Genomic DNA, 26,920 nt, shown 5'->3' with positions numbered 1-26,920 from the left:
ATGGCTACACAAACACCCCTGAATGTCCCTATCCGCCCCTGGGTCCCCCGCTGGCTGGGGATCGTTACGGCTTTTACCGTCATGCTGCCGATCATCCTGATCAACGGAGCCTATACCGGGACTATCACCGAAGTTTCAGGAACGCTGGGTGTGTTGAGCGAAGACATCAGCATGGCTTACTATGCGACATCGGCGGGAATGGCGGTTGCTTATCCGCTGATCCCGAAAGTGCGTCCGGTAGTGACCACTAAAACGATCCTGCTGATCGACCTCTTGTTGCAGGTGATCCTCAGCTTTATCTGTGCGCAGGTGAACCAGATGGATATCATTATCGTATGCAGCTTCTTTATCGGTTTTCTGAAAGGTTTCGCCATGCTGGAGATCATCCTGATGATACGTCCGCTTTTCAGTCCGCAGAATGTGCGCAGCGAATTTTATGCTTACTTCTACCCGATCGTGTTCTCGGCAGGCCAGGTCTCGATGGCGGTCACGGCACAGTTGGCCTATTACTACCAATGGCAGTATATGTATTACTTCGTTATCCTGCTCTTGCTGGTTGCCATCTCTTTTATCCTGATGTTCTTCCGGTATGCCAGGCGTCCTGTCTATTTTCCTTTTAAAGAGATAGATTGGAAAAGTATCCTGCTCATGGCCTCCATCCTGCTTTTCACCATCTGGTCGGCCACCTACGGGAAGACACTCGACTGGTTTTCGTCCGCTAAAATCACGGTGTATGTGCTGTCGCTGCCGGTATTGGTCTGGTTATTCCAGTTCCGGCAGAAGACGCGGAAAAATCCGTATCTGAAACTGGAAGTGCTGAACAGCAGCAAGGCGTTGATCGGCTATTTCTTCATGATGTTGGTGATGTTCTTTTCTTCCACCAGTTCGCTGGTGACCAGTTATATGAATAATATCATACGGGTAGACAGCGTACATGCCAACTTTCTGAATCTCTGGATGCTGCCGGGGTTTATCTGCGGGGCGGTGATCTGTTTCTGGTGGTTCCGCTGGCAACGGTGGCGTTTCAGGATATTGATATCCGGAGGGATGCTGTGTTATGTGATCTATCTGGCTATCCTCTATTTCGGGATCACACCGGACGGGAGGTACGAAATGTTGTATCTTCCGATGTTTCTCCGGGGAATGGGAATGATGATCTTGTTTATCGCTTTCGGTGTGTATGCGGTGGAAGATATGAATCCGAAGCTGATGATATATAATGCCTTTTTCCTGATCACCTGCCGTTCGGTGATAGCTCCTGCCCTGTCGTCGGCCTTCTTCAATAATATGCTTTACCGTCTGCAATTGCGGGATATGGCGATCCTCTCGGAGAATATGCGCCTCGATAACCCGCTGGCGGCACAGCAATACAACCAGTCACTCAATAATGCACTGGCACAGGGACATAGCATGACGGATGCCGTGCAACTGGCTACAAACAGCCTTTACACCACACTGCAATCGCAAAGCTTGTTGCTTGCCTTGAAAACGATTATCGGCTACGTGCTCATCTTTGCGATTGTGGTGATGGTTATCTCCCGCTTTACGCCTTTCCACAAGACTTTGAAAGTCGAGATTGTGAAGACTGGGGAAGATATGGTCTGATTAAATATAGTATTCCGCTGCATCGACTATCCCTGCGCGCAGAGCATATTTGGTTGCCTCGTGCACATTATTTACTTCCAGTTTGCGGAAAATATTTTTGCGATGGGTGGTGATGGTGTGGATGCTGGAGAAACGCTCGGAGGCAATTTCTTTGGTCGTCTTGCCTAAAGCGATGGATTTCAGTATTTCTTTTTCTGTCGAGGTCAGTACGGGGTGCTCTTTGGGTTCACGGACTATTTTCTTTTCTGAAAGCAGGTTATGAATCCGTTGACAGATAAAACGTTCGGAATGTAAAGCCGATTGCAGGGCCGCACGTATTTCTGCTGACGGGGCATCCTTCAAGACGATGCTGAAAGCCTCGCTGCTGAAGAGGATGCGGCGGATAAAATTTTCGCTCAGTTCATCGCTGAAAAGTATCCAGGAGACCTGTTTGAAACGCTCCTGCAAGATCAGAAGTTCGTCGGCACTCGTCAAATCGAAAAGCGTGTAGTCGAGGATCACGACAGCCTGCGGATGCTGTTGAAGGAGTTGAAGCAGCTCGTGTTTGTCGGCAGCCTCGGTCACAAGGCTAAGATCCGGCATCCTGTCGCTCAGGTAAAGGATGCCGGCTTTGGTGATATCCTGGTTATCAGCTATGATAAGCGTCCGCATCAGCGTATGGCTAAAGCCTGTTTAATGTCGTTATACAAATCGTCGACCGGTTCGAGTCCGACCGACAGGCGGATTGTTTGCTGGCTGATATCCATTTCCTGCCGTTGCATTTCGGTGAAACTGCCATAGATGGTGCTTGCCGGATGGATAGCCAATGTCTTGTTGTCGAACAGGTTCGTGGCACGGCGGATCAGTTGCAGGCGGTTCATAAAGGCAAAGCAGGCCTCACGGGAAGGCAGGTCGAATGTCAGCATGGCTCCCGGATATTTTCCGAACTGGACAGTGCTCAGTTTATAATAAGGATTATCTTTCAGGCCGGTGTAATTGACCGACACAATACCTTCCAGCGTTTGCAGCCGGCCGGCTAGTTCCAGGCAAGTTGCTCCCTGCCGTTCGAAACGGAGAGGCATGGTTTCCAGTCCCAGCGTCTGCATGTAGGCAACCTGCGGCGTCATATAAGCGCCCAGGTTCCGGTGTATCTCCTTCCGGAGGCGGGCGGTGAAAGCGCGTTCGCCAAACTGTTCATACCAATGTTTCAGTGTGATAAAATGGCTCCAGTCGAAGGTCCCGTTATCAAGTATCAGGCCTCCTATGCTTGTTGCCCCGCCGGAGATATATTTGGTGCTGGATACGATCTCGATATCTATACCAAAATCTTTTCCGTGGAAGACAGAGAAAGGAACGATCGTCGTGTCGGCGATCAAAGGTACTCCCGCCTCCTTTGCGATAGAAGATAACATCTTCAGGTCGGCCACTTCCAGCTGCGGATTGGTAATCACTTCGAGAAAGATCGCACAGGTGTTGCAGTCGATATGGGCGCGGACCTCGTCGGGATCGGTCAGGTTACAGAAACGTGCCTCGATATCAAAGGTGGCCAGCGTCGTCTTCATCAATGACCAGGTATTGCCGAACAGATGCGGGGAAGTGACGATATTGGCTTTTGCACGCCCGATCGTCATCAACGTATTGCAAATGGCAGCCATACCGGAATTGAGGGCGGTGACACTCATGACTCCGGTAACGGACAGCACACGATCTTCAAAATATTGTACGGTCGGATTTGTAATCCTCGAATAAGCATGGTCGGACGTACGGCCACAGAAAGCGGCTTCCATCGCTTCCGCCGATTCGAACTCGTAAGCAGCAGTGTTATAGACCGGCATTGCCAATGAGCCATAGGCGTCCGGCTTCTCGTAAGGCGTATGAAGCAAACGGGCTTCAAAACTATTTTCTTCCATTCTGTATTTTCCTCGTATAATTTTCTTTTTGCCGCTACAAATTTAGGATTCATTTAGATGTAAAATAGAATTATCCGGTAAAAATTAGTACATCCAACTGTTAAATTGTATCTTTGGATTCCTATTAAACGATCTAAAAGAGCTGTTATATGAAGATAATAACATACAATGTAAACGGCCTCCGCGCCGCTGTGGGAAAAGGCTTTCCGGAATGGTTAAAACAAGAGCAGCCCGATGTACTCTGCCTGCAGGAAACTAAACTTCAGCCGGATCAATTCCCGGCAGAGGCCTTTGCGGATTCAGGTTATAAACCTTACCTGTTCAGTGCCCAGAAGAAAGGTTATAGCGGGGTAGCTATCCTCACCCGTCAGGAACCCGATCATGTGGAAATAGGAATGGGTATAGAAAAATATGATAACGAAGGCCGTTTTATCCGTGCGGATTATGGTGACCTGTCAATTGTCAGTGTCTACCATCCTTCCGGAACCAGTGGTGATGAACGCCAGGCCTTTAAAATGGAGTGGCTGGAAGATTTCCAGAAGTATGTAGTGGAATTACAGAAAACACGTAAGAATCTGATTCTTTGCGGCGACTATAATATCTGTCATGAACCGATAGACATTCATGATCCGGTACGCAATGCGACTAACAGCGGTTTCCTTCCCGAAGAGCGCGAATGGATGACACGGTTTCTGGATGCGGGATTTATCGACACATTCCGCCATCTCAATCCGGAAAAGCAACAATATACATGGTGGAGCTATCGTTTCAACGCCCGTAAAAACAATAAAGGCTGGCGTATCGATTACTGCATGGTCAGCGAACCGGTAAAACCGCTGCTGAAATCGGCTTATATTCTGAATGATGCCGTGCATTCAGATCATTGCCCGGCGGTATTGGAGATTGAATAAAAGACAGAAAGTATATATGAAAGGGGAGAATATATCTCCCCTCTTCTCTTTATTCACGCCAATACTCCGGCTTGTCCAGTGCATCAGCGCATCTTACCTTTCCTTTAGGAATACTTCCTGCTTCCGAAGTAAGGGATTGATACATCCAACAATCAGCATAGATATCTTCAATCGGATAAGGAGGCGGATAACCGGCTGCTTCTGCATTCCCCTTAAAACCATGACGGGGATAATACTCTTTATGCCCCAGCACAAAAACCATCTCCACTCCCATCTCCTTCAATATCCGATGGCCTTCCCGGATCAGCAAACCTCCGAAACCTTGTTTCTGATACTCCGGCTTTACGGCCAAAGGAGCCAGGATATAAACAGAAGGTGAAGGATTGCTCCCCTCCAGTGAGGCCTTTGTAAAAAGGATATGGCCTATAGCCTCCCCCTGATAACAGGCAAGCAACGAGACGTAAGGTTCTGCTGTCTGATCTGCCAAAAGGTCTTCCACCAGTACGGCCTCGCCATCTTCACCGAAAGCGAGTCGTTCAACGTTCATTACATCGTTAAAATCGTCAGAAGTAGCCCTCCTGACTTGCACGTCGTTTAAATTCATGACTATGATATATTAAATGGTTACTATGCTCCCTTATGGGAACAGTTTTTATATGAAAAAGGATATAATAATAAGGCTCGGATAAAGATGTATATCCGGAGTATTGAAGTGACCAGCCTATAAAGAGTTATAGGCTGTTATTAAGCACTTATAGATGTAGAAAGTAGTGTTTTCAAAAAACTGTTTTTATAATTCGGGAGCAAATATAGCAAAATAATCCGGTTAGTAACCACTCAGTGCCGGAAGAAGTTCTTCATAACATGATTTTATTAAGTTACATGAGATACAAAAATAATTCTTTTATCCTTATCTTTGCTCTAAATCTAAATTAAAAACACATCATATTCCTATGAAAAACTATTTCAAGAGAAATTGTTTCTTTATTCTATTCGTCTTTTTGATGTTTCAGAGTCATTCTACTCTGTGGGCAATGGATGGTGCCGGAATGGCATTTAAGGTTAGTCTGTCGGGAAAGATTTATCATAAGTTTTCTTTTTTACTGGAAGAGGATATCCGTCCGAAATCAAACTTCAAACAGGCAGAGTGGTTTCTGACAACAGGAGAAATCAACTATACATTCAATCGGTATCTGAAAGCCGGAGTAGCCTATATGTTACTTAACCAGTACAAGGCTTCCGAAGAGTTACGGAACAGATATTATGTGTATGCTTCGGGAAAATATCCTGTCGGCAACTTTGTCCTGTCTCTTCGCGAACGATTCCAGAGTACTTATAAAACAGGCGCCGAACATCCCAAGAATTATCTCCGGACAATGCTCACCCTCTCCTACAAGATCAGTAAAACGGATTTCTCCCCTTTTGCTTATGCCGAAATATTTAATGACACAGGCTATCAAGGTAATATGCACACAGACAGGATTCGCCTCTCAGCCGGAAGCGATTATAAGATAAACAAGCAAAACGCATTGCAGTTATATTACCGTTACCATATATTCAACGTATATGATCCGGTCAATTATAAACATGCAATAGGGCTGACCTATTCACACAGGTTCTAAAAAAATAACTATCTTTGCAGCCGGAATTTAATTTATAGACATGATACGGAAAGTTTTTGCTTTCCCGAGTGCTTGATAAACCTCGTAAAAAACAAGAATTATGCAGAAGACAACTGTAACAATCCCATTTATGCTGCTTGGCATCCTGTTCAATATATGCCTGGTAGCGTCCAATCTTTTAGAGACGAAAGTCGTACAGGTATTTGGTATTACTGCTACAGCCGGACTGATCGTATTCCCTATTTCCTATATTATCAATGATTGTATTGCCGAAGTATGGGGATTTAAGAAAGCGCGTTTGATTATCTGGAGCGGATTTGCTTCTAACTTCCTCGTTATCGGATTTGCACAACTGGCAGTCATGTTGCCTGCCGCCCCGTTTTGGGAAGGGGAAGAAGGTTTTAACTTCGTCTTTGGAATGGCTCCGCGCATTGCGATTGCAAGTCTGATCGCTTTTCTGGTCGGCTCGTTCCTGAATGCGTATGTGATGAGTAAGATGAAGATTGCTTCCAAAGGGAAAAACTTTTCTTTACGTGCGATCGCTTCGACATTAGTGGGTGAGAGTGCCGATTCGATGATTTTCTTTCCGATCGCTTTTGCCGGATTGATTCCCTGCAAAGAATTATTAATCATGATCGGGACACAAGCGGTTCTGAAATCCCTCTATGAAGTGATCATTCTTCCAGTAACGATCCGCGTAGTAAAATACATAAAGAAGGTGGACGGTAGCGATGTCTATGATATCGGAACTTCTTATAATGTTTTGAAGGTAAAAGACATATAACAGTTGACAACTGTCACTTGTCAACTGTCAACTTACTACATTTAGCCTGCCGGAAAGTCTATCGTTTCTGTGCTTTCTGTCCAGTTCTCTACTTCGAAGCCGTCAGATGAGGTTTCTTCGGAGTATAATTCTCCTAATGTAATATTGAGAGTCAGACGGTTTCCGGCTATTAATGCATTGTCCAAAGGTTTCCGGAAATGTTTTACCAATCCATTCTTCAACGTCAGCATAATAGTGAGGGGAGGATTGTCGGAAGAAGGGAAAACCATAACTGTTGAATTGGCGGACATGGACATGCTATCGGTCGACATGGTCAACGGAAATGCGACAGTCTTTGTGAAGTCGCTTGCTTCAGCAGTATAATAGTCCAGCCGGGAAGCAATATTTCCAACCAGGATACGGGCAGAAGCGATACTCGCATCCATCTTATTGCCGTCCTTATTCGTCAGTGTTATTTTTAAACCGGCTGTGGCATGCTTCATCGTTGCCTGCATTTTATCCGTACCGACTTTGATGGGATTGACGGCATGCAGATAGTCATAGACAGGCATATAAGTTGTATCTTTATAATTATCCTGATACATAGTCATATACAAATCTGACAAATCTGCCCCTATACGTAAACCAGGCTCTCTGATAGCTGCGGCATCATATACCGAATCGGTCTGGCTGTTTTTGGATAATCCCCAGTACAGGAAATTATAATCTCCCAAAGGCAACCTGACAGGAGCAGTAGCTTTATAAATGGAACCGTCTTTTATAGTGTAGGTTGCATTAATTGGCATCAGAGTACCGTTACTTGTATAATTCCCATAATAAAGGCTGGAATCTCCGGTACAAGGATAAACCATCAGGACACCGGTAAATGATGTTGTTGAAGTACCTGTCGAAACTCTCATTTCGGCCAGTTCGGGACTTATCAGATCATTTGTGTTTACGCAATGGCAATCGTCATCCTTCGAACAGCTGCCGAAAAATACGCCTATCAATAGCGTAGAGAAAACTAACTTATTCATAATCACCAAATATTTGTTTAGATTTATGCTTATAGAAACAGCACACAAACAATTTGGTTCTCGGAATCGGTCTTATTAACTTTTAAAGTAACGGCTACAATTTATTTGAACAGATGCGACCAGTCTTCCCGTGGCTGGGGAGTATAGGTACGAATACCAAGCGCCTCCGCCGTACGACAGTTAGGTACGGCATCATCCAGGAATAAGGTTTCTTCCGGATTGATACCGGCATCTTTCAAGACATATTCAAATATATCGGCATTGGGCTTGACCATGTTCAACTCATAGGAAAGGTATATCTTTCCGAAAAAGTCTTCGGCATGATGTCCTTTATAGGCAAAGCTATTCTTCTCGGCCCATTGCCAGTGGATCTCATTCGTATTACTGAGAAGCATCGTATTGTACCTGGAACGAAGGTCCATCAATAAATCGAGTTTGTAGGCGGGTATATCATCGAGCATGGCAATCCAGGCAGCATCAATCTGTTCATCGGTCAGGCGCTGCTGGGTAAGGTGACGGATACCGTCCCTGAACTCGGCAGAGGTGATAGTTCCCATCTCTATCTGCATAAACAGGTCTTTACTGTTCAGGATGCAGTCGCGGACATCGGGCACACCAAAACTTTCAAAGGCCTCCACACAGCGGTTGCGGGTCAGATTAATGATCACTCCGCCAAAGTCTATAATCAGATTCTTTATTCCTTCCATACTCATCAATAATAATTACCAGCGTCTGCGACGTCTGCGGTGACGCTGTTTTTGTTTATAATCACGTATTCTGCGGTAGACTACCCAGACAAATAACAAACCGAACACAGCAAAGATCAACAGGACAATACCGGTATTCAGGTTATCGCCTTTCACACGGCTCCACATTTCCAGCACAAGCTCCGTCTCATCGCCAAAGTCACGGATCATAGCACAACGTTCCACCACTTTATGATCGGGATATTGTACCGGATTGATCCGGATACTGTCGTTTCCGGGACCAAAGAAATAGCTGAGATCAGAAAACTCCTCGATTGTCGTATCTATTTTTGCCTCCAGTATCTCCGGTGTGGCAACGGCACTTACATAACCATTGGCATCCATATTGCGCAAGGCAATGTCCGGACGGCAAAGATAATCCAAAAAATAACTGGCAGCCTTCACATTGCGGGCATATTTGGGGATTGCCCAGCCATCATACCAGATATTACTACCTTCGAGCGGCACTTCATAATCAAGCTCCACTCCCACTGCATCGGCTTCTTCCATTGCCCAGACGGCATCTCCGCTCCAGGTAAGGTTCAGCCAGGCCTTGTTTTTGGTCATCATTTCCTTACCGAAGTCGGCTTCCCATCCGGCAATATTGGGTTTCATGCGTTTCAGGTAATCCTCGGCAATAGCGATTGCTTCAGGGGAGTTGTCGTTCATCAATTGTTCTACCGTAACGGTTCCGTCAGCAAGTTCCCTGGCATGAGCATAAATGATGGCAGTACCATAGGCATCGCGATAACTGTCTTTCATCAGGATCTTGTTTTTATACTTGGGATTCCACAGGCAATCCCAGGTCATCACTTCATCCTTCGAAACAAATTTCTTATTATAGAGCAAGCCTGCCGTGCCCCACATATAAGGGACAACGTAGTCGGTCGTTTTCATTCCCGGCTGGCTCAGTTTATTGAGTTGTTCCTGGATATACGGAGAAATGTTATTCAGGTAATCGGGCGTTTTTCCAAAGTTACGGTCGATGGGAAGCAATAGCTTTTTCTTCAGCATACGTTCGATGATATATTCCGAAGGACATATCAGGTCGAAATCTTCGTGACCGCGCTCCACCTTGGTCAACATGATCTCGTTAATGTCGAATACCTGGTAAATGATACGAATATCCTCTCCCGTCTGCTCCTTATACCAGACCGGAAATTCATCCAGAATATCTTCATCGATATAATCCGCCCAGTTATAAATTTTCAATATCTTACTGCGCTCTTTTTCCGTACGTGCACAGGACGAAAAAACGCCCAGGCAAGCGACAAGTACGCATATTATTTTAATTAGTCTGTTCATACCCTACTCCTGTTTGACATTATTTAGCGGCTTTATCAGCTCTCTTATTTATCACAATCAGCAACACCAGTACAGTGACAAAGATGATTGTGGACAACGGACGCAGTTCAGGAGTAAGTCCTCCCTTTCGGGCATCCGCATAGATAAAGGTTGAAAGTGTTTCCAGTCCTTCGTTACCGATAGTAAAGATCGTAACGGCGAAGTCGTCGATCGAAAGCGTGAAAGCCAGGATAAAACCACTGATCATTCCAGGCCATATCTCCGGCATAATCACTTTGCGCAGTGCCTGAAACGGGGTTGCACCCAGATCAAGCGCGGCTTCATACACATTCTGGTTCATCTTTTTCAGACGGGGCATCACACTCAATACAACATAAGGAGTACAGAATGAAATATGCGCCAGTACGACTGTAGTAAATCCCTGCGAAATACCGAAACTGACAAACAACAGAAACAGGGAAACACCGGTTATGATATCTGCATTCATCATCGGTATGGCATTTCCGAAGTTCATGATTCTACGCGAACGGCTTCTCAGGTTGAATATACCGATAGCAGCAATACTTCCTAGGATTGTCGAGATAGATGCAGCCAGCATGGCAATGGCAAATGTATTCCACAAAGCACCTACCAGCGAACGCTGCACGCCTCCGGTAAACAAGGAAGTATACAATTTTGTTGAAAATCCCGTCCAGTTACCCAGCACCTTCGCTTCGGTAAATGAAAAGATCATAATGATCAGGATCGGAGAATAAAGCAGGATAAGAAGCAACCACAGATAGGCCTTCGCCATTATTTTCGTCATCATATCACACCTCCTCCTTCATTTGAGGCATTGTCTTCCTCGTTGGTAAACAGGATCGTGACACCGATCAGCAGCAACATGATAAGAGACAGGGCGGCGCCATAGTTCCACATCCCGTTATTGATATTTTCCTGTACGGTCGTACCGAACAGTTTGATATTGTTCATTGTCAGCAACTCGGCAATAGCAAACGTCGAAACGGTCGGCATAAAGACCATCACGATACCGCTCATCACACCGGGCATCGACAAAGGAAAAATTGTCTTCATAAATACCTGGAAAGGATTGGCTCCCAAATCCTGTGCGGCTTCAATCAGGCTGCGGTCCATCTTCTGCAAGGTGTTATAGATCGGATAGATCATAAAGGGCAGAAAGTTGTATACCATACCGAAGATCAAGGCTCCTTCACCCAAAGGCAAATCAAGGAAATCGAACAGGGCGACTGTTGCCAACGTACGGATCAGAATGTTCACCCACATCGGCAGGATAAACAACACGACCATCGTACGGGAAGTATTAAAACGGGCCTGACTCAATATATAGGCTGCCGGATATCCTAAGAGCAGGCAGGCCAAAGTGGTAATGATCGCAATCCCAATAGAATAGACAAAGGTATTCAATGCCTCGGGATGCATCATAAATTTACGGAAGTTGGCGAAAGTAAATGCTCCCTCGGCATCCGTAAAGGCATATAAAACGATCAGGAGCAATGGCATCACTACGAATACCGCCAGAAATAATGCGTAAGGAATCGTCCAGTTCCTGCGCCGCATGAAAAATGCTGAGACTTTATTTATCACTTCCTTTCCTTTTAGTTATGAATAATACGTATATTCTCAGGGGCAATCCGTATACCGACCCGGTCACCATCGTCCCAGACATCTGTCGTATCGACGAAAATATCTTCGTCCCAGTCAGTAAACACTGTCAGATGATAATGGTTCCCTTTGTACAGGATAAATTTCACTTCACCTGTCAGCTTGCCGTCTTCTTCATTATCCTCCAGAATAACATGACGGAAATCGACTTCCACTTTTACAGGAGCGTCCGGTTCCATATCGGAAACTTCGTTACACTCAAAAGTGGTTCCAAGAAATTCCACATGGGTAGAATCAATCATTTTACCTTCAAACGTGTTGCAAACACGTTCTTTCTTCATAACATGAATATCGAATGGTTTTACCAGCAATCCGACTTCCTGTCCGGCTTCAAAACAATGATAATCCTGTACCATGAACTCGTATCCTTCGGGAGTCTGCACCATCATTTCGTAATGGACTCCTTTAAAGATGGAAGAAGTAACCGTTCCGGTCAGCATGGCAGCTTCCGACGGGTCGAATATATAAATATCTTCCGGACGGATTACGACATCGACCGGTGCCTGTTCTCCAAACCCTTCATCGACACATTCAAAATCGTGTCCGGCAAAAGAGACTTGCTTATCTTTTATCATCAATCCGTTCAGGATATTACTTTCACCGATGAAGTCGGCTACAAACGAGTTGATCGGTTCGTTATAGATATCGATCGGGGTTCCTATCTGCTGGATACGGCCTTCGCTCATCACGACAATCGTATCGCTCAATGTCAATGCTTCTTCCTGGTCATGCGTTACATAAACGAAGGTAATGCCGAGTGACTTATGCATTTCCTTCAATTCCATCTGCATATCTTTACGCATCTTCAGATCGAGGGCAGCCAACGGTTCGTCGAGCAGCAACACTTCCGGTTCATTCACAATGGCCCGGGCAATAGCAACACGTTGCTGTTGTCCGCCGGAAAGGGAATCGACATCACGGTATTCGTAATCGGTCATACCGACCATCTTCAAGGCCTGCTTTACCTTCTTTTCGATCACGGCGGAAGGCAATTTCTTTAATTTCAGGCCGAAAGCGATATTATTGAAAACATTCAGGTGCGGGAACAATGCATATTTCTGAAACACCGTATTGACCGGCCTTTTGTGTGGCGGCGTTTGCGTAATCTCCTTTCCTGCAATGGAGATCTCCCCTTCCGAAGCGGTCTGAAATCCGGCTATCAGACGTAACAATGTGGTCTTACCACAACCGGAAGGTCCCAAAATAGTAACAAACTCGCCCTTACGGACAAACAAATTTACATCATTCAGCACAGCCTTGTCCCCAAAGAACTTGGATACATGTTCTACACTGATAATGCAGTCGGACTTTTGCATAGATTTATCCCTTTTCCTTACTAGTTAAACATAGAATCGCTCGCTTTTATAAAAGCGGCACAAAGGTATACATTTTAAGGGACTTTCAAAATGTCTGAACCGTTAAGAGATGGATATATAAAAGAACGTTGCCGAACTTTATTTATTTCCCTTGGGTAACAACAGGTTCAGTAAAACTCCCAACAATGCGGACAACCCGATACCGGCCATTGTAAAACCGCCAAATTCAATTGCTGCGCCACCTATACCGAAGGTAAGGATCAGCGAAACAATAATCAGGTTGCGTGTATCGCCCAGATTCGTCCGGTTTTGTATCAGGCTGTTTATACCGACAGCCGCAATCGTACCGAACAGCAACAACATTATTCCGCCCAACACGGCCGGCGGAATCGATTTCAGAAAAGCACTGATCTTCCCAAAGACAGAAAAGACAATACCTGTCACCGCAGCAATACGGATAACGGTAGGGTCTGTGATCTTTGTCAGCGAGATAGCGCCAGTCACTTCCGAATAGGTCGTTACAGGAGGTCCTCCGATCAGGCCGGCAGCAATACATGCCAGACCATCACCCAACATAGTACGGTGCAAACCCGGATCTTTCACAAAATCTTTGCCGGTCACCTCATTGATGGCATATACATCGCCGATATGTTCAATGATCGGGGCGATGGTAACCGGAATCATAAAAATCACAGCTCCCCAGGATAATTCCGGTTTAACGAACTGGGGAAACGCAAACCAGGGAGCGGCAACAATCGGTTCAAAATCAATCACACCAAAGACTGCCCCGGCAATATACCCTACAATGATCCCGCAAAAGATAGGGATCAGCTTGATCATCCCCTTCCCGAGCAAGGATGCCAGAATAGCCGTCAGCAAAGCGATCAGGGCCAGCGGCCAGTTCTCTTTCGCCATATTCACACCGGAACCGGCAAGCGACAAACCAATCAGTATAATAACCGGCCCGATCACGACCGGAGGGAAAAGCGTTTTAATAAAACCGATACCACGCCATTTAACCAATGCGCTCATCAGTCCGTAGACAGCACCTACGGCAACCAATCCTGACATCGTACCCGGCAAACCATATAATTCCGTCGCTTTAATGATGGGAGCAACGAAAGCAAAACTACTTCCCAGGAAAATAGGAACTTTTCCTTTCGTAACCAGATGAAAGATCAATGTACCCAGCCCGGCAGTAAAAAGGGCTGTCGAAGGATCAAGACCGACCAATAAAGGCACCAATACTGTTGCACCAAAGGCTACAAAGAGAAATTGAACGCCCACTATTGTTTTTTGAGCGGGGCTCAGTGATTTTTTGCTGTCCATTGCGAAATAAAAGATTATATTTGCACAAATATAAATAGAATAATTCAAACGCTGAATAAGAATATGACACAGAATAGCTTTCATAAAGAAACAGCCTATTTTGCATCCGGCTGTTTTTGGGGAACCCAATATCACCTGGAAAAAGTAAAAGGCGTAGAATATACGCATGTCGGCTACATGGGCGGAACAGTAAATAATCCGTCCTATCCGGAAGTTAAAACAGGGACAACCGGCCATGTGGAAACCGTTGAAGTCATCTTTGATCCTTCACAAACCAGCTTCGAACAATTGCTGCGTCTTTACTTCGAAACACATGATTTCACACAGGTGGGCGGACAAGGTCCGGACATAGGCAGCCAATATCGCTCCGTTATCTTCTATTGCAATGAAGAGCAGAAGGAGATCGCGGAAAGATATATCGGTAAATTATTCGGAATGGGATTTAAAGTAGCTACGGCATTGGAACCTGCCGAGAAATTCTGGATAGGAGAAGACTATCACCAACATTATTACGACAAGAAAGGAGAAACTCCTTATTGTCATATTTATCGGAAGATATTCAATGATTGATTTTGTTTCATCCTAAGGAAACTAAAATTTCTTCCGGGAGAAACAACTGTTTCATCCGGAAGAAACTAAAAATATACTATCAGAAGTTTTTCTTATCGTCAATAATATATTCGGGACGCGCTTTGATTTCATCGAACAGAATCCCTACATATTGTCCTAAAACACCCACCGTCAACAGCTGGACACCGCCGAAGAAAATAACAGATGTCATAATGGAAGTCCAACCGCTTTCGGCATTACTGAACCCGTAGATTTTTCCCAGTGTAAACCAAGCGGCCAAAACAATACCGACCACCACAGCTATAAATCCCAAACTTGTTGCCAACCGAAGCGGCTTTTTAGAGAAATACAACATGGCCGTCGAGGCAAACTTCCACATTTTGCTGAAAGGATATTTCGTTTCACCGGCAATCCGGGCTTCCCGCTCATAATAAAACGGCACCTGCTTATAACCGAGCCAGCTTATCAATCCCCTGATATATTTACCCCGTTCCTGAAACCGGTCGAATTGATCCATAATTTTCCGGTCGATCATACGGAAGTCACCGGTATCCAGCGGAAAGCTGACATCACTCATATAATTAAGCAAACGGTAAAATGCTTTTGAGGTAATTTTTTTGAAAAAGCTTTCCCCTTCCCTCGATTTTCGTACGCAATAGACTACGTTTGCATGCTCTTTTTCCTGCAATTCCAATATACCGGGAATCAGTTCGGGAGGGTCCTGCATATCGGCATCGAGTATGACGGCCAGATCAGCGTCACAGTTATTGATACCTGCCGTTACGGCCGGCTGATGTCCGAAGTTTCTTGAAAAATGGATTACCTTTACCTGTGGATCGGAGGCAGCTATACCATCCAGCAATTCCCGGGTTTTATCCCGGCTTCCATCGTTTATATAAATAATTTCAGTAGCAATAGGCACCGACTGCAATGCTTCCTTTGTACGACGGTATGATTCGGATATAACCAACTCCTCGTTGTAACACGGCACTATAACTGCAAGCTTCTTCATCTGCTTTTTATGACTTGAATGTATAAAACTTATTCATTACGAAATTAATAACCGTATAAAAAGCCATAGCCAGCAACTGGTTATAATAAGGATCGATCGACAGGTTGGCATTCAGATACATCAGCAACCCCAGTTGCATCAGATAACAGATACCGAACACAACACCGAAACGAACGGCACTGCTCATCCAGCCCGCATCGCTATGGAACGTCCATTGCTTGTTCCAGATAAAACTGTTCAGTACCCCCGCCGCATAACCGACTATATTCGATACAATATCCGAACAACCGAGCAGCTTCATCATTATCCAGATAACGACAGCTGTTATAACGGTGTTCCCCACTCCCACTATACCATACTTAATGGCTTGTTTTACTGTTTCCATTCTTATTTATAATATCAGTGACTTCCTGCTCGGTCAGTTCCTTTACATTTGTTATTGTAAAGATGTCTGAAAGGAAATCGCCGTATTGGTTACATTCATTGATAACCTTGTCAAGGGTTAACTTGATGTCTGCACGTACCGGTATCAAAAACACCAGTTCCACATATTGCTCCCCGATCGTCAGGCGCTCTATCTCGCAGTCGGCCTTCGGCAGGAAATAAGCGAACTCACGTTCTATGACTTTACGCTGATACTCCAGGAAAGGTTTACGATCCCTGGATAACATCAATACGTAAAAGCGCAATTTCTCACCTTTGCCTCCCAGCCCTGTCGAAATATATATTTGTTTCTCATCCGACAACTCCGACTCCAAAGAGATGCGACTTTCCATCAAAGCCATATAAGCCCAGTTGCTCACATCTTCGTCCGGGTGCTGCACATAATCTTCCAGCATCCGGTAGGCTTTCACCTCGCGGGAAGTTGCCAGCATGGATAAAATATATTTCTTATAATCGGTTGTCGACTCCGGATTAGACAGACTTTCGCGGAAGGCTGTATAATCCATATCGTTTAAATCCGGTTTTGCCCTTTCTTTACGAACCTGTTCGGAATACTTGAAATATTCCATCTGAAGTTCAACCGGAACACGCTGTTCTAATATATGGAAATGTCCGTCCATCTTGCTAAAAGAGTCACGGAACTTCTTGAATACATCACCTTCTTCTTTCATAGACCTGTTTTTTTAGTTATATACTATACCCAATAAACAAGAAACTAAGACAAAAGTAAGGCTTTTTCCCGATATTTTTGGCATTAGAGCATAAAAACGGGGATAAATGGCATTTTTATTTACCTTTTATCCCCCAGATCAGTTCAAATTATGCGAATCAAACGCCTGCATAGATCAGGAAACCCAAACCGACAACAAAAAACAGGAACATTCCCAAATTCAGATAACCGGAAGATCTGGGCGCTCCTTTAAATTCATGCCAGATCAGGATTCCCCACAGGGCCGAAACCAATGTTGCACCTTGCCCCAGGCCGTAAGAAATGGCGGCTCCGGCTTTTTCAGAAGCAATCATACTGAATGACTGCCCTATACACCAGATCACTCCGCCTAATATCCCGACAAAATGGGTACGGATATTCCCTTTAAAATAACCGGCAATAGAGACAGGGGCGCCTTCTACCGGTTTTTTCATTGCAATCGTGTTAAAGAGAAAATTGCTGGCAAATACGCCGAGGGCAAAAATGAAAACAGCCGTATAGGGCGTCAACTTGTCTGCTGCGGGAGAGGCAAAGTTTTCCAGATCCATGGAAGCAGCAACAAAACGGTAAAAGAAAGCCATGATCACGCCGGCTGCAACAGAAATAAATATTCCTTTTCCGGAAACTTTTTTTGAGCCGACCAATGCTTTTTTATAAGCCAGCCCGTTCAGAAGGATCGCAACAGCAATCAATGCCACACCGACAAAAATAAACAATGGCTCTCCTTTAGCGGCACCAAAATAATTGATCAGGACGCCCAAAACCAAAGCCAAACCAACTCCTACCGGAAAAGCGACGGACATACCGCATATGGCTATTGCTGCCGAAAGCAATATGTTCGAGGCATTAAAAATGATTCCTCCCAAAAACGCACTGCCGATGCTGACCGGTTCGGCCTGCATCAGATCGGGAATAAAACTGCGGCCTTCGGAACCGATACTACCCAAGGTAAAAGCAGAGATAACGGAGAACAAAAGAACTCCGATCACATAATCCCAATAAAAGAACTCATACCTCCATGTCCTGGAGGCCAGTTTCTGTGTATTTCCCCATGAGCCCCAACACAACATGGTCACAACACAAAAAACAATTGCCAATGTATAACTTTGTACAATAAACATATCTTTACTATTTAGAACCAGGTTGATGCATCATATAATTTTCCAGCAAGGCAGCCATCTGACCGGCCGGCATCTTTTCTATCAGACGAAGGTCCTTTCCGTTCTCGTCCGGAATCCAAGTGTTAGTACCTTCCTCATCGATCACTTTGAATATTCCACGTTCCACATTATAATAAGGGTCATATCCTTTAATGGCGACCCAGACAGCCGTAAGATCCCAACTCATCCGTCCGTCCGGATCTCCTTCCGCAAAGCACAAGGCATAAGCATCCTTTACGGGACTATCCGTTATATCGGAAGCGACCAGCTTCTTACCCGTCAAAACGACATTTCCGATCTCAAAACCACTAAAGACAATTTCAGTAGGCCATTGTTCTGCCACAGTCTTCGAAGCCGGCGTGTCACAAAAGACATTGAACTCCCGTCCTTTTGGGAAAAAGCCAGCCATAGCGACAACTTGTTTTACCTTTTTAGCGACCAGTTCTTTTCCTGACAAAGGGCTATATTCGTCACCTTCGGAATGTAACAGGTCTTTCAGATTGGTAAAAAAGCCGATTGTACAGATCACCACACTTTTATCTGGCTGCGCACTCAGCACTTTGCGATATACCTGAACGGCATCAGGAGCATCCGACGTCTTCTTTGTTTTATGAGGATATTTATCAGGCAAAGCCTCCGTCCATTTGATCTTATGACCGGAAGTCATCGTTACACCGCCTTCGCTTTTGGGCGCCCCGACAGGAATGGAAGGACGATTAAAATAGGTATTCAATACTTCGATACAAGGGACGACTGATTCATCATGGTTGGATGACAAAGTTGCAAGAATATCGACATATCCGCTATCAGCCAGGGCATGCATGACAGCCATTGCACCGACATCATCATAATCAGGCCCCAAATCAGTATCCAGGATCAGACTGACAGGCTGCATGGCGGTTTCCTGTACGGTTTTCTTCGGTGTACTGTTACAGGAGACCAGCAGGGATAATACACAGATTAACAAAAATAGATGTTTCATGATATGATATTATTGATGGTTTATTTTCAATGGTGCATCCGAATAAACAATCGCTTCACCGAAATTGACTGATGCATCCGGATGGGGATTCAGCCATTTAAAAGTGACGGTGTGCTGTTTTTCAGGCAACTGATATTTCCAAAACAATTCATGGCGGCGGGTAATATATGAAGCGGGTAAATTGGCTGTTTCCACTAATTCCCCATCTATGTACATTTCCACACGGGCAACATACTCGTTATCCCTGGCCTGCACATTCCCTTTAAAGACAATGCCTGTCCCTTCAAATGTAACGTCACCCACTTTTGCCACTTGTTTATTAACACCTATACGGTCTACCGGATATAATCCTTCGAAAGCCTTCTCCAATCTTACCGGAACAGGTTGCTGGCAGGAAATAAAGACATTATCTCCTTCTATCTTCCCTCCGTTCCGTTCTACGACCTGCAAAGCCTGGTTAAAACTCATCCGGTAGGTCTTATTCAGAGAGATCGTAGTATAGGCAAAGTCCATATCCTCCACTTCTCTCAGGTTTTTCAACCAATATTCAGGAATCTTGCTGTACCCTAAAACTGTCCCTAAAATTCCAGCGGCCGAAGCCGGATTACAATCGGAATCCTGCCCGCAACGGGTGGCAATATCCATCGTTTTATAAAAATCACCTTCACCATACAACAAACCGATCAGGATATAAGCACTGTTAATTACAGCATCGATATTGAACGGGACAAAAACGCCATCCGGGCAACCGATATCTTCGCTCCATTTCTTTTCGCATTCAAACCAGGTACGTTTCCAATCATCCGGAAACTCTTTATGCCAGCGGATCACATCGTTCATACATTGATAATAACGGCTTTCTTCCGGAATCGTTTTAAGGGCTTCGGAAACTATAAACGCTATATCATCCGAAACAAATGCGAGTGAATACATGGCTCCCACATAAACGCCACCATACCAACCGTCGCCATAATTCATGATATGCCCGATCTTATCCGATATCTCCGAAGCTGTATTCGGCATCCCCGGCGACATCAAACCGGCATAATCTGCTTCGATCTGATAATCCAGGTCATCTGCATGCGGATTGTTCAGCCAATGGCCGGAAGCGGGAGGCATGATACCTTGCAGGATATTATAGCGTGCAGCCTGATTGGCATGCCATAGCGTATATCCGGCATTCGCAAATGCCATCGCAAAAGAATCGACAGGTGCATCCAAGCCCAGACGGTCGAAGACATCAACAAAAGTAAGGTCCATATAAACATCGTCATATAATCCCGGAACATTCTCATACCACCATTTTATATACCCGTCCGGCCAGACAATAGGAACATAATCCTGAATCATCGTCCCGTTATAACGAAACTCCGTCGGCCCTCCGTATGTACAACCAATCGCTTGTCCGGCCCAGCCTCCTTTGATCTTATCCATCAGTTTGTCTTTGCTAATCGATATTTCCGATGGTAAAACAACTTGCTTTCCTGTTGTCGACGCTCGTTCGGAACAAGCCGTAGAAGCCAACAGGAGAAAACAACTTGATAAAACAGGAATAATTAGATTTTTCATAATATACAGATTATAGTTGTTATTCAAATATATCGACTTCACTCCTGTAAGGGACGGACGATTGTGCCCCGACCCGTGTGACGGAAATAGCGGAAGCTTTACAGGCAAACCGGACAGCCTCGATCTGGTTCCGCCCTTCCGATAAAGCAACAGCCAAGGCGCCATTAAAGAGATCACCTGCTGCCGTCGTATCCACAGCCTCTACTTTGAAAGCAGGGATAAACTCCACTCCTTCGTCGCAATAGACCAGCGCCCCTTTTGAACCCAGCGTAATGATGACATTCTGCACGCCCATTTCAGAAAGAACACGTGCTGCCTTAACCGCCGACTCCTGCCCGGTTATTTTAACTCCGGAAATCATTTCCGCCTCTGTTTCGTTAGGCGTAATCATATAAAGATGTTTTAATAACGACGGAGATAACGGTTGTGCCAGAGCCGGATTCAATATCACCTTTTTATTCTTATAATATGCGATCTCTGCAACATATTCTACAGTCTCCATCGGTATCTCTAACTGCATCAAAACAATATCTGCCAGATCGACAGCCTCTTCCGCTTTTGCCAGATCCGAAGGTAATAAATTGGCATTTGCACCGGAAGCCACCACTATACAATTTTCGGCCTGCTCATCTACTGTTATCAGAGCTACGCCGGAAGGATACTCCGAGTCTGAAAAGATATAGGAAGTATTAATCCCCTCCTCTTCGAAAAGTTGCTGAGACTGATGTCCGAAAATATCACTGCCTGTCTTACATATAAAAGTTACAGATGCTCCCAAACGGGCAATAGCGACCGCCTGATTTGCACCTTTTCCTCCGGGATTCATAAAGAAAGTTCCTCCCAGAATGGTTTCCCCCGGACGGGGAAGATGTCCGGCCTTGATTACCATGTCGGTGTTGCTACTGCCCACCACCAGGATATTATGCCGCCTTAATTGTTCTGTATCCATATCTATACGAATTGAAAGTCTGCAATGAAGCGATACAAATATAGCTCTATATTCTCTACTATTCCATAAATAATTTATCCATACAGATAATCCCAAATAAAAAAAAAAATTCTAAATTCGTGCACTGATGTTACCTCAAAAACACTTTATAAATAAATCCGGTACTGACATGAAATACACGAATCCTGATCATCTCATACAGCTTATACAGTCTCTGACAAAGGCAGAAAAAAGATACTTCCGTTTATATGCCAATTTGCAAAGTGGTGAAAAGAACTATCTTTTCCTGTTCGACCTGATCAATAAAGGGATTCCTTCCGACGAAGTTTACAGGCTCTATTGCCAGGAGGAAAACAAGAACAATTTCGATATGGCAGCCAAGCATCTTTACCGGGTGATTATGGATTGCCTGGTACATTTACGGAAGAAAGAAGATGTACAGGCAACTATTTTCAACTATATAACAAAAGCAGACATTCTGTTCGAAAGAGAACTGTTTGAAGAAGCCTTCAATCAACTGAATAAAGCCCAAAAACTTGCAGCGACCTATGAAAACGATCCGCTCCTCCTTCTGATACGCCGGACTGAACTTAAATATCTTAGTTCACTCGGTTTCAATGAAATATCTGAACGGGAACTGGTCAATAAACAGATGAAGATCAATGACATCATGAAATATTCAAGAAATATCAATCTTCACCTGCAACTATATGATATTTTAAAACATCGGATTGCCAATAAAGGATATATACGCTCCGAGAAACAAAAAGACAACCTGAATGACCTGGTTTTAAGCGAACTGAATCTGATAGCCAATAATTCCTACAAAGGATTTGAAGCCAGAAAACTACATCTCCTGTTTCAGGCCACTTATTATCTGAATACAGGTAACTATAAATCAGCCATCCGTTTTTATCAGGAACTTATTACTCTTTTCGAATCGAATCAGCACCTGATCCTGAATCCTCCGATTTACTATTTGAGTGCCCTAAAAGGCATTCTCGACAGTCTTCATCTGGCAGGATTGTACCAGGAAATGCCTTTTTTCATAGACCGCCTGAGAAAAATGCAGCAGGGCGACTACGCAACAGAATTTCTTTTGGAAATAAATGCTTCCATCTATCAATATGAGCAAGTTAGTTATATAAATACAGGCAAGTTCGAAATTGCCTTGGAACTATCCGGCAACTATGAAGATCATTTGTTTAAAAAGATCGGCCTGCTCAGGTTGGAAACACAACTAAAACTGTATTTGAATACTGCCATTCTTTATCTGTGCCTGGAAGAACCGGAGAGAGCACACAAAAGCATGAAGAAAATATTCAGCTCCGGCAAACTATTTCATACATTGCCTTCATATAAAACGGCCCGGTTGATAAATCTGCTGATACTGGCTGAACTGGGGGATTACAGCTTTTTCGAAAATGAAATCAACTCCATCAAGCGTAATATTCATTATGAAAAACATATATACCGTACAGAAAAGCTACTGTTCCGTTTTGTCATGTCCTATCCATTGCCGTCTTATCAGAAAGCGCAAAACAAACTGTGGATGCAATTTCAAAAAGAAATAGTAAAAATCAGGGAAGACAAATATGAAAAGCAACTGCTTAAAACATTCGATATACTTTCATGGATAGAAAGTAAACTGACAAACAGACCTTTCGCCGAAATATTAAAAGAAAACTATATCGGATAACCAAAAAGCCTCACCGGGTAAGCAGAAGTGTATTTAACACATCGAACAACTCTTTTCCCAATTATGTTCTATCTTTGCAGAACAACATGGAGAAATATTGGCAAATACTCAAACAATATAAAGGAGGACTGGCAGTCAGTCCGCTGCTTGTACTGATAACTGTACTGTGTGAAACTGTTCAGCCGATGTTTATGGCTGAGATTATCGACAACGGGGTTATGCCTCGTGACCTTTCGGTTATTACACGGGTCGGTACCTTTATGATTTTGATTTCGTTGGCGGGATTATTCGTTAATATCATTAATGTGTATGTGTCTTCCCGCATCGGTATCGGCTTCGGAACCGACTTGCGGACCAGGCTTTTCGACAAGATACAACAACTGTCCTTTTTCGATATAGATAAATTCAGTTCGGCTTCGCTGGTGACACGGTTGACAAGCGATATTTCCCGTATACAGCAAATTGTGCTGATGTCTATGCGGCTTCTGCTCCGTTCTCCCCTTATGTTGGCGATGGCTGTCTTTTTCGTTGTCAGGATTAACCGGGAGCTGGCTGTTGTACTGATAGCCGCCATCCCCATTCTGGGCGGAAGCGTTTACCTGATACTTAGCAAAGGGTTTCCTTATTTCCTGAAAGTACAGCAGAAAGTGGACCAACTGAACGGAGTGGTCAGGGAGAATCTCATTAATATCCGTGTAGTCAAATCGTTCGTCCGGGAAGATTTCGAGACAAAGAAATTTACCAGGAGCAGCGAAGAGTTACGCGATATGGTTATCCGGGCATCCAATATTGTCGTTTCCATATTTCCGGTCATGCAGCTGGTTATGAACTTATCCATCCTGGCTATCCTGTGGCTGGGCGGACAAAAAGTGATGTACGGCGAGTTGAAGGTCGGCGAACTGATTTCGTTCGTCAATTATCTGGCGCAGGTTTTGATGTCACTGATGATGCTTTCCATGATTATTATGTCGTATGCCCGGGCCTCCGCCTCTTCCAAACGTATCCTGGAAGTACTGGATACGAAACCTTCTTTGACCAACACACAAGAAGGTTTGCAGGATAAATACCGGATAGAGAAAGGAGAAGTGACTTTCGACAATGTCGGTTTCCGCTATACCGGCGGGGAAAACGATGTCTTGCAACATATCAGTTTCCGGGCCAACCCGGGCGAAACAATTGCGCTGGTCGGTGCCACCGGTTCTGCCAAAAGCTCCCTGGTGCAACTGATACCGCGTTTATACGACGCCACTTCGGGAGAAATACGGATCGACGGCATCCCGGTAAAAAACTATAACCTGGATGAACTGCATGCCCGCATCGGCATGGTTCTGCAAAAGAACGAACTGTTTACCGGTACCATTATCGACAACCTGAGATGGGGAAAGCCGGACGCTTCGATGGAGGAAATCGAAGAAGCCGCCCGTGCCGCCGAAGCACACGATTTCATCTGCTCCTTCACCGAGGGTTACAATACGTTGCTGGGACGCGGAGGTATCAATGTCTCCGGCGGCCAGAAACAACGTATCTGCATTGCCCGTGCCTTGCTCCGTAAACCGAAAATCCTTATCTTGGACGATAGCACCAGTGCCGTCGATACCGAAACGGAACTGAAAATACGGAACAACCTGAATGCCATGCTGCACGATACAACCGTATTCATCATCACCCAGCGAATCAACACCATGCAGTCTGCCGACCGTGTCATCGTGTTGGAAGACGGCGAGATCAACGCTATCGGAACACCGGACGAACTAATCAAGCGTTCGACCGTCTATCAGGAAATCTATCATTCACAACAAGTATTGTTTTAAGTTATGGCACACGGAGATCACTTGAAAGATAATGCAAAACCCAAAGAAGGACGAAAAACCTTCTGTCGGCTGATATCGTACCTGTCATGCGACCGGCGCTTGTTGTTCGTGATTGGCTTCCTGATTATTGTCAGCATCATAGCCAACCTGCTGGGCTCTTATATGTTACGGCCCATCATCAACGACTATATCATTCCGGGAGATTTCCACGGATTGATACGGATATTGATTATGCTGGCTGTCGTGTATCTGACAGGGGTCGCAGCCGTGTATATCCAATATATATTATTGAACAAGATCGGCCAGCGAACAGTCACCCGGATGCGTTCCGACCTTTTTGAGAAGATGGAACACCTGCCGGTCAAGTATTTCGATACCCATCAGCATGGCGACCTGATGAGCCGTTATACGAATGATATCGACAAGATCAGCGACGCCTTGACCGACAGCCTCTCCGATATGCTCTCCAGCGCTCTGACGCTGATTGGTATCTTCTGCCTGATGCTTTATATCAGTCCGGTCCTGACGCTTGTAACCCTGATTACTGTCCCGCTGATGTTCCTCAGCGCAAAAGAAATTGTAAAGCGAAGCCGCAAATATTTCAAAGCACAACAGGAATCTATCGGTACACTGAACGGTTATATCGAAGAAATGATAAGCGGACAAAAGGTCGTCAAAGTATTCGGCCATGAAAAGAAAGTAAATGCCGACTTTGAAGTGCAGAACAGCGATCTGAAAGAGAAGTCGCAAAAGGCCCAGTTCTACTCCGGACTGATGATGCCCGTCATGCAGAACCTGAATACGCTGAATTATGTATTTATCACCATCGTCGGCGCCCTGCTCGCCATCTTCCGCGGATTCGATGTCGGCGGACTGGCCGCCTTCCTGCAATACTCCCGCCAGTTCGGGCGCCCGATCAACGAACTCGCCAGCCTCTACAACAGTATCCAGGCTGCTATAGCCGGTGCCGAACGTATCTTTGAAGTCATAGACGAAACACCCGAAGCGCCGGATACTTCCGACGCAATCGCATTACAGCATGTACAAGGCGACGTAGCCATGAAAGACGTTTATTTCGGATACAAACCGGAGAAAACGATTCTGAAAGGAATCTCCCTGCATGCAAGGGCCGGCTGCAAAATAGCCCTGGTCGGTGCCACCGGAGCCGGAAAAACAACTATCCTGAACATGTTCCCCCGCTTCTTCGATATCCAGTCGGGAGAAATCACGATAGACGGTCATCCCATCCGCCGGATCAAACGAAACAACCTGCGTCAATCCATGGCAATCGTCCTCCAGGATACGCATCTCTTCACCGGAACCGTACGCGAAAATATCCGTTTCGGCCGTCTCGATGCGACCGACGAGGAAGTCATTGCCGCCGCCAAACTAACGGCTGCCCATTCCTTTATCAAGCGCCTCCCCCAAGGTTATGACACGCTCCTTGAAAACGACGGTGCCAACCTGAGCCAGGGACAGCGCCAGTTACTCAACATCGCCCGTGCCGCCATTGCCGACCCTCCCATCCTGCTACTGGATGAAGCGACCAGCAATATCGACACCCGCAGCGAAATCCTTATCCAGAAAGGTCTCGACCAACTGATGCAAGGACGTACAAGCCTCATCATCGCCCACCGTCTCTCGACAGTGAGAAACGCCGACCTTATCCTCGTCCTCGAACATGGAAAGATTATCGAACAAGGCAGCCATCAGGAATTACTGGCACTGAAAGGGAAATATTACTCCCTCAACCAGGAGCAGTTCGAATGAGTAAGGACCTCTCAGCAGGAAATGATACAACAAGGACAA

At 45.1% G+C, this 26,920-nt stretch carries 25 protein-coding genes; 8 read left to right on the top strand and 17 right to left on the bottom strand.

All coding sequences use genetic code 11. The features are described 5' to 3' along the window. Positions 1 to 1,605 carry an MFS transporter gene (locus C825_RS12520; RefSeq protein ID WP_010802694.1) on the top strand — a complete coding sequence of 535 codons (1,605 nt, stop codon included), beginning with the start codon at positions 1 to 3 and terminating at the stop codon, positions 1,603 to 1,605. Here the strand turns inward: C825_RS12520 and C825_RS12515 are convergent, their stop codons facing one another. Both C825_RS12515 and C825_RS12510 read right to left on the bottom strand, forming a co-directional pair. After that, positions 1,606 to 2,256, bottom strand: a complete 651-nt coding sequence (locus C825_RS12515; protein WP_007658218.1) for a LuxR C-terminal-related transcriptional regulator — start codon at positions 2,254 to 2,256, stop codon at positions 1,606 to 1,608. Further along, a complete protein-coding gene (locus C825_RS12510) occupies positions 2,256 to 3,494 on the bottom strand; it encodes a PLP-dependent transferase (protein WP_010802693.1) in 1,239 nt (412 codons plus the stop codon). The genes C825_RS12515 and C825_RS12510 overlap by 1 nt, the downstream gene beginning before the upstream one ends. A gap of 149 nt (positions 3,495 to 3,643) precedes the next feature. On the opposite strand from C825_RS12510, the gene C825_RS12505 reads away from it, so the two are divergent. After that, positions 3,644 to 4,405 carry an exodeoxyribonuclease III gene (locus C825_RS12505; protein WP_007658220.1) on the top strand — a complete coding sequence of 254 codons (762 nt, stop codon included), beginning with the start codon at positions 3,644 to 3,646 and terminating at the stop codon, positions 4,403 to 4,405. 49 nt (positions 4,406 to 4,454) lie between these two features. Here C825_RS12505 and C825_RS12500 read toward each other — a convergent pair whose 3' ends face one another. Further along, positions 4,455 to 5,009 (bottom strand): GNAT family N-acetyltransferase, encoded by a 555-nt coding sequence (locus C825_RS12500; protein WP_007658221.1) that lies wholly within the window; start codon positions 5,007 to 5,009, stop codon positions 4,455 to 4,457. 349 nt (positions 5,010 to 5,358) lie between these two features. Between C825_RS12500 and C825_RS12495 the strand changes: the two genes are divergently transcribed. Continuing rightward, positions 5,359 to 6,027 carry a DUF2490 domain-containing protein gene (locus C825_RS12495; protein ID WP_007658222.1) on the top strand — a complete coding sequence of 223 codons (669 nt, stop codon included), beginning with the start codon at positions 5,359 to 5,361 and terminating at the stop codon, positions 6,025 to 6,027. A gap of 100 nt (positions 6,028 to 6,127) precedes the next feature. Further along, the gene (locus tag C825_RS12490; protein WP_007658223.1) at positions 6,128 to 6,811 is read left to right on the top strand and encodes a queuosine precursor transporter; all 684 of its coding nucleotides are present in this window, start codon (positions 6,128 to 6,130) and stop codon (positions 6,809 to 6,811) included. A gap of 41 nt (positions 6,812 to 6,852) precedes the next feature. Here the strand turns inward: C825_RS12490 and C825_RS12485 are convergent, their stop codons facing one another. The 7 genes from C825_RS12485 to C825_RS12455 form a co-directional block, all read right to left on the bottom strand. Then, a complete protein-coding gene (locus tag C825_RS12485) occupies positions 6,853 to 7,827 on the bottom strand; it encodes a FimB/Mfa2 family fimbrial subunit (RefSeq protein ID WP_007658224.1) in 975 nt (324 codons plus the stop codon). A gap of 101 nt (positions 7,828 to 7,928) precedes the next feature. Continuing rightward, positions 7,929 to 8,534 carry an HAD family hydrolase gene (locus C825_RS12480; RefSeq protein WP_007658225.1) on the bottom strand — a complete coding sequence of 202 codons (606 nt, stop codon included), beginning with the start codon at positions 8,532 to 8,534 and terminating at the stop codon, positions 7,929 to 7,931. Positions 8,535 to 8,549: 15 nt separating this feature from the next. Then, positions 8,550 to 9,878, bottom strand: coding sequence for an ABC transporter substrate-binding protein (locus tag C825_RS12475; protein WP_007658227.1), 1,329 nt, complete (start codon positions 9,876 to 9,878; stop codon positions 8,550 to 8,552). A 19-nt stretch (positions 9,879 to 9,897) separates the two neighbouring features. Beyond that, positions 9,898 to 10,686 (bottom strand): ABC transporter permease, encoded by a 789-nt coding sequence (locus C825_RS12470; protein WP_007658229.1) that lies wholly within the window; start codon positions 10,684 to 10,686, stop codon positions 9,898 to 9,900. Further along, on the bottom strand, positions 10,683 to 11,456 hold the full coding sequence (locus tag C825_RS12465) for an ABC transporter permease (RefSeq protein ID WP_007658232.1): 774 nt from the start codon (positions 11,454 to 11,456) through the stop codon (positions 10,683 to 10,685). The genes C825_RS12470 and C825_RS12465 overlap by 4 nt, the downstream gene beginning before the upstream one ends. Positions 11,457 to 11,494: 38 nt before the next feature. After that, a complete protein-coding gene (locus C825_RS12460; RefSeq protein WP_007658233.1) occupies positions 11,495 to 12,877 on the bottom strand; it encodes a polyamine ABC transporter ATP-binding protein in 1,383 nt (460 codons plus the stop codon). Between the two features lie 138 nt (positions 12,878 to 13,015). Further along, positions 13,016 to 14,206 (bottom strand): uracil-xanthine permease family protein, encoded by a 1,191-nt coding sequence (locus tag C825_RS12455; RefSeq protein WP_010802692.1) that lies wholly within the window; start codon positions 14,204 to 14,206, stop codon positions 13,016 to 13,018. A 63-nt stretch (positions 14,207 to 14,269) separates the two neighbouring features. Between C825_RS12455 and msrA the strand changes: the two genes are divergently transcribed. Further along, positions 14,270 to 14,776 (top strand): peptide-methionine (S)-S-oxide reductase MsrA, encoded by a 507-nt coding sequence (gene msrA, locus C825_RS12450; RefSeq protein WP_010802691.1) that lies wholly within the window; start codon positions 14,270 to 14,272, stop codon positions 14,774 to 14,776. A gap of 79 nt (positions 14,777 to 14,855) precedes the next feature. On the opposite strand, the gene C825_RS12445 is transcribed toward msrA, so the two are convergent. The 7 genes from C825_RS12445 to rbsK form a co-directional block, all read right to left on the bottom strand. Further along, the gene (locus C825_RS12445) at positions 14,856 to 15,788 is read right to left on the bottom strand and encodes a glycosyltransferase family 2 protein (RefSeq protein ID WP_007658236.1); all 933 of its coding nucleotides are present in this window, start codon (positions 15,786 to 15,788) and stop codon (positions 14,856 to 14,858) included. A 7-nt stretch (positions 15,789 to 15,795) separates the two neighbouring features. Then, positions 15,796 to 16,173, bottom strand: a complete 378-nt coding sequence (locus C825_RS12440; RefSeq protein WP_007658237.1) for a GtrA family protein — start codon at positions 16,171 to 16,173, stop codon at positions 15,796 to 15,798. After that, on the bottom strand, positions 16,148 to 16,903 hold the full coding sequence (locus C825_RS12435) for a hypothetical protein (RefSeq protein WP_007658243.1): 756 nt from the start codon (positions 16,901 to 16,903) through the stop codon (positions 16,148 to 16,150). The genes C825_RS12440 and C825_RS12435 overlap by 26 nt, the downstream gene beginning before the upstream one ends. A 157-nt stretch (positions 16,904 to 17,060) precedes the next feature. Next, a complete protein-coding gene (locus C825_RS12430; RefSeq protein ID WP_010802690.1) occupies positions 17,061 to 18,062 on the bottom strand; it encodes a GRP family sugar transporter in 1,002 nt (333 codons plus the stop codon). A gap of 7 nt (positions 18,063 to 18,069) precedes the next feature. Next, positions 18,070 to 19,083 (bottom strand): nucleoside hydrolase, encoded by a 1,014-nt coding sequence (locus C825_RS12425; protein ID WP_007658250.1) that lies wholly within the window; start codon positions 19,081 to 19,083, stop codon positions 18,070 to 18,072. Positions 19,084 to 19,092: 9 nt separating this feature from the next. Further along, a complete protein-coding gene (locus tag C825_RS12420; RefSeq protein ID WP_010802689.1) occupies positions 19,093 to 20,652 on the bottom strand; it encodes an ADP-ribosylglycohydrolase family protein in 1,560 nt (519 codons plus the stop codon). A gap of 19 nt (positions 20,653 to 20,671) precedes the next feature. Beyond that, positions 20,672 to 21,601 carry a ribokinase gene (gene rbsK, locus C825_RS12415; RefSeq protein ID WP_010802688.1) on the bottom strand — a complete coding sequence of 310 codons (930 nt, stop codon included), beginning with the start codon at positions 21,599 to 21,601 and terminating at the stop codon, positions 20,672 to 20,674. A gap of 169 nt (positions 21,602 to 21,770) precedes the next feature. On the opposite strand from rbsK, the gene C825_RS12410 reads away from it, so the two are divergent. The 3 genes from C825_RS12410 (at position 21,771) to C825_RS12400 (ending at position 26,881) form a co-directional block, all read left to right on the top strand. Continuing rightward, positions 21,771 to 23,300, top strand: coding sequence for a BT2802 family ribose utilization protein (locus tag C825_RS12410; RefSeq protein WP_044214345.1), 1,530 nt, complete (start codon positions 21,771 to 21,773; stop codon positions 23,298 to 23,300). An 86-nt stretch (positions 23,301 to 23,386) separates the two neighbouring features. Beyond that, positions 23,387 to 25,111, top strand: a complete 1,725-nt coding sequence (locus C825_RS12405) for an ABC transporter ATP-binding protein (protein ID WP_007658266.1) — start codon at positions 23,387 to 23,389, stop codon at positions 25,109 to 25,111. Positions 25,112 to 25,114: 3 nt separating this feature from the next. Then, a complete protein-coding gene (locus C825_RS12400; protein ID WP_010802686.1) occupies positions 25,115 to 26,881 on the top strand; it encodes an ABC transporter ATP-binding protein in 1,767 nt (588 codons plus the stop codon). The last annotated feature ends 39 nt before the right edge of the window (positions 26,882 to 26,920 follow it).

The organism is Parabacteroides sp. ASF519, from assembly GCF_000364265.2.
In the GTDB taxonomy this organism is placed as follows: Bacteria; Bacteroidota; Bacteroidia; order Bacteroidales; family Tannerellaceae; genus Parabacteroides; species Parabacteroides goldsteinii.
The sequence above is the reverse complement of the archived record's forward strand: the minus strand, read 5'-3'. Positions and strand labels throughout refer to the sequence as shown.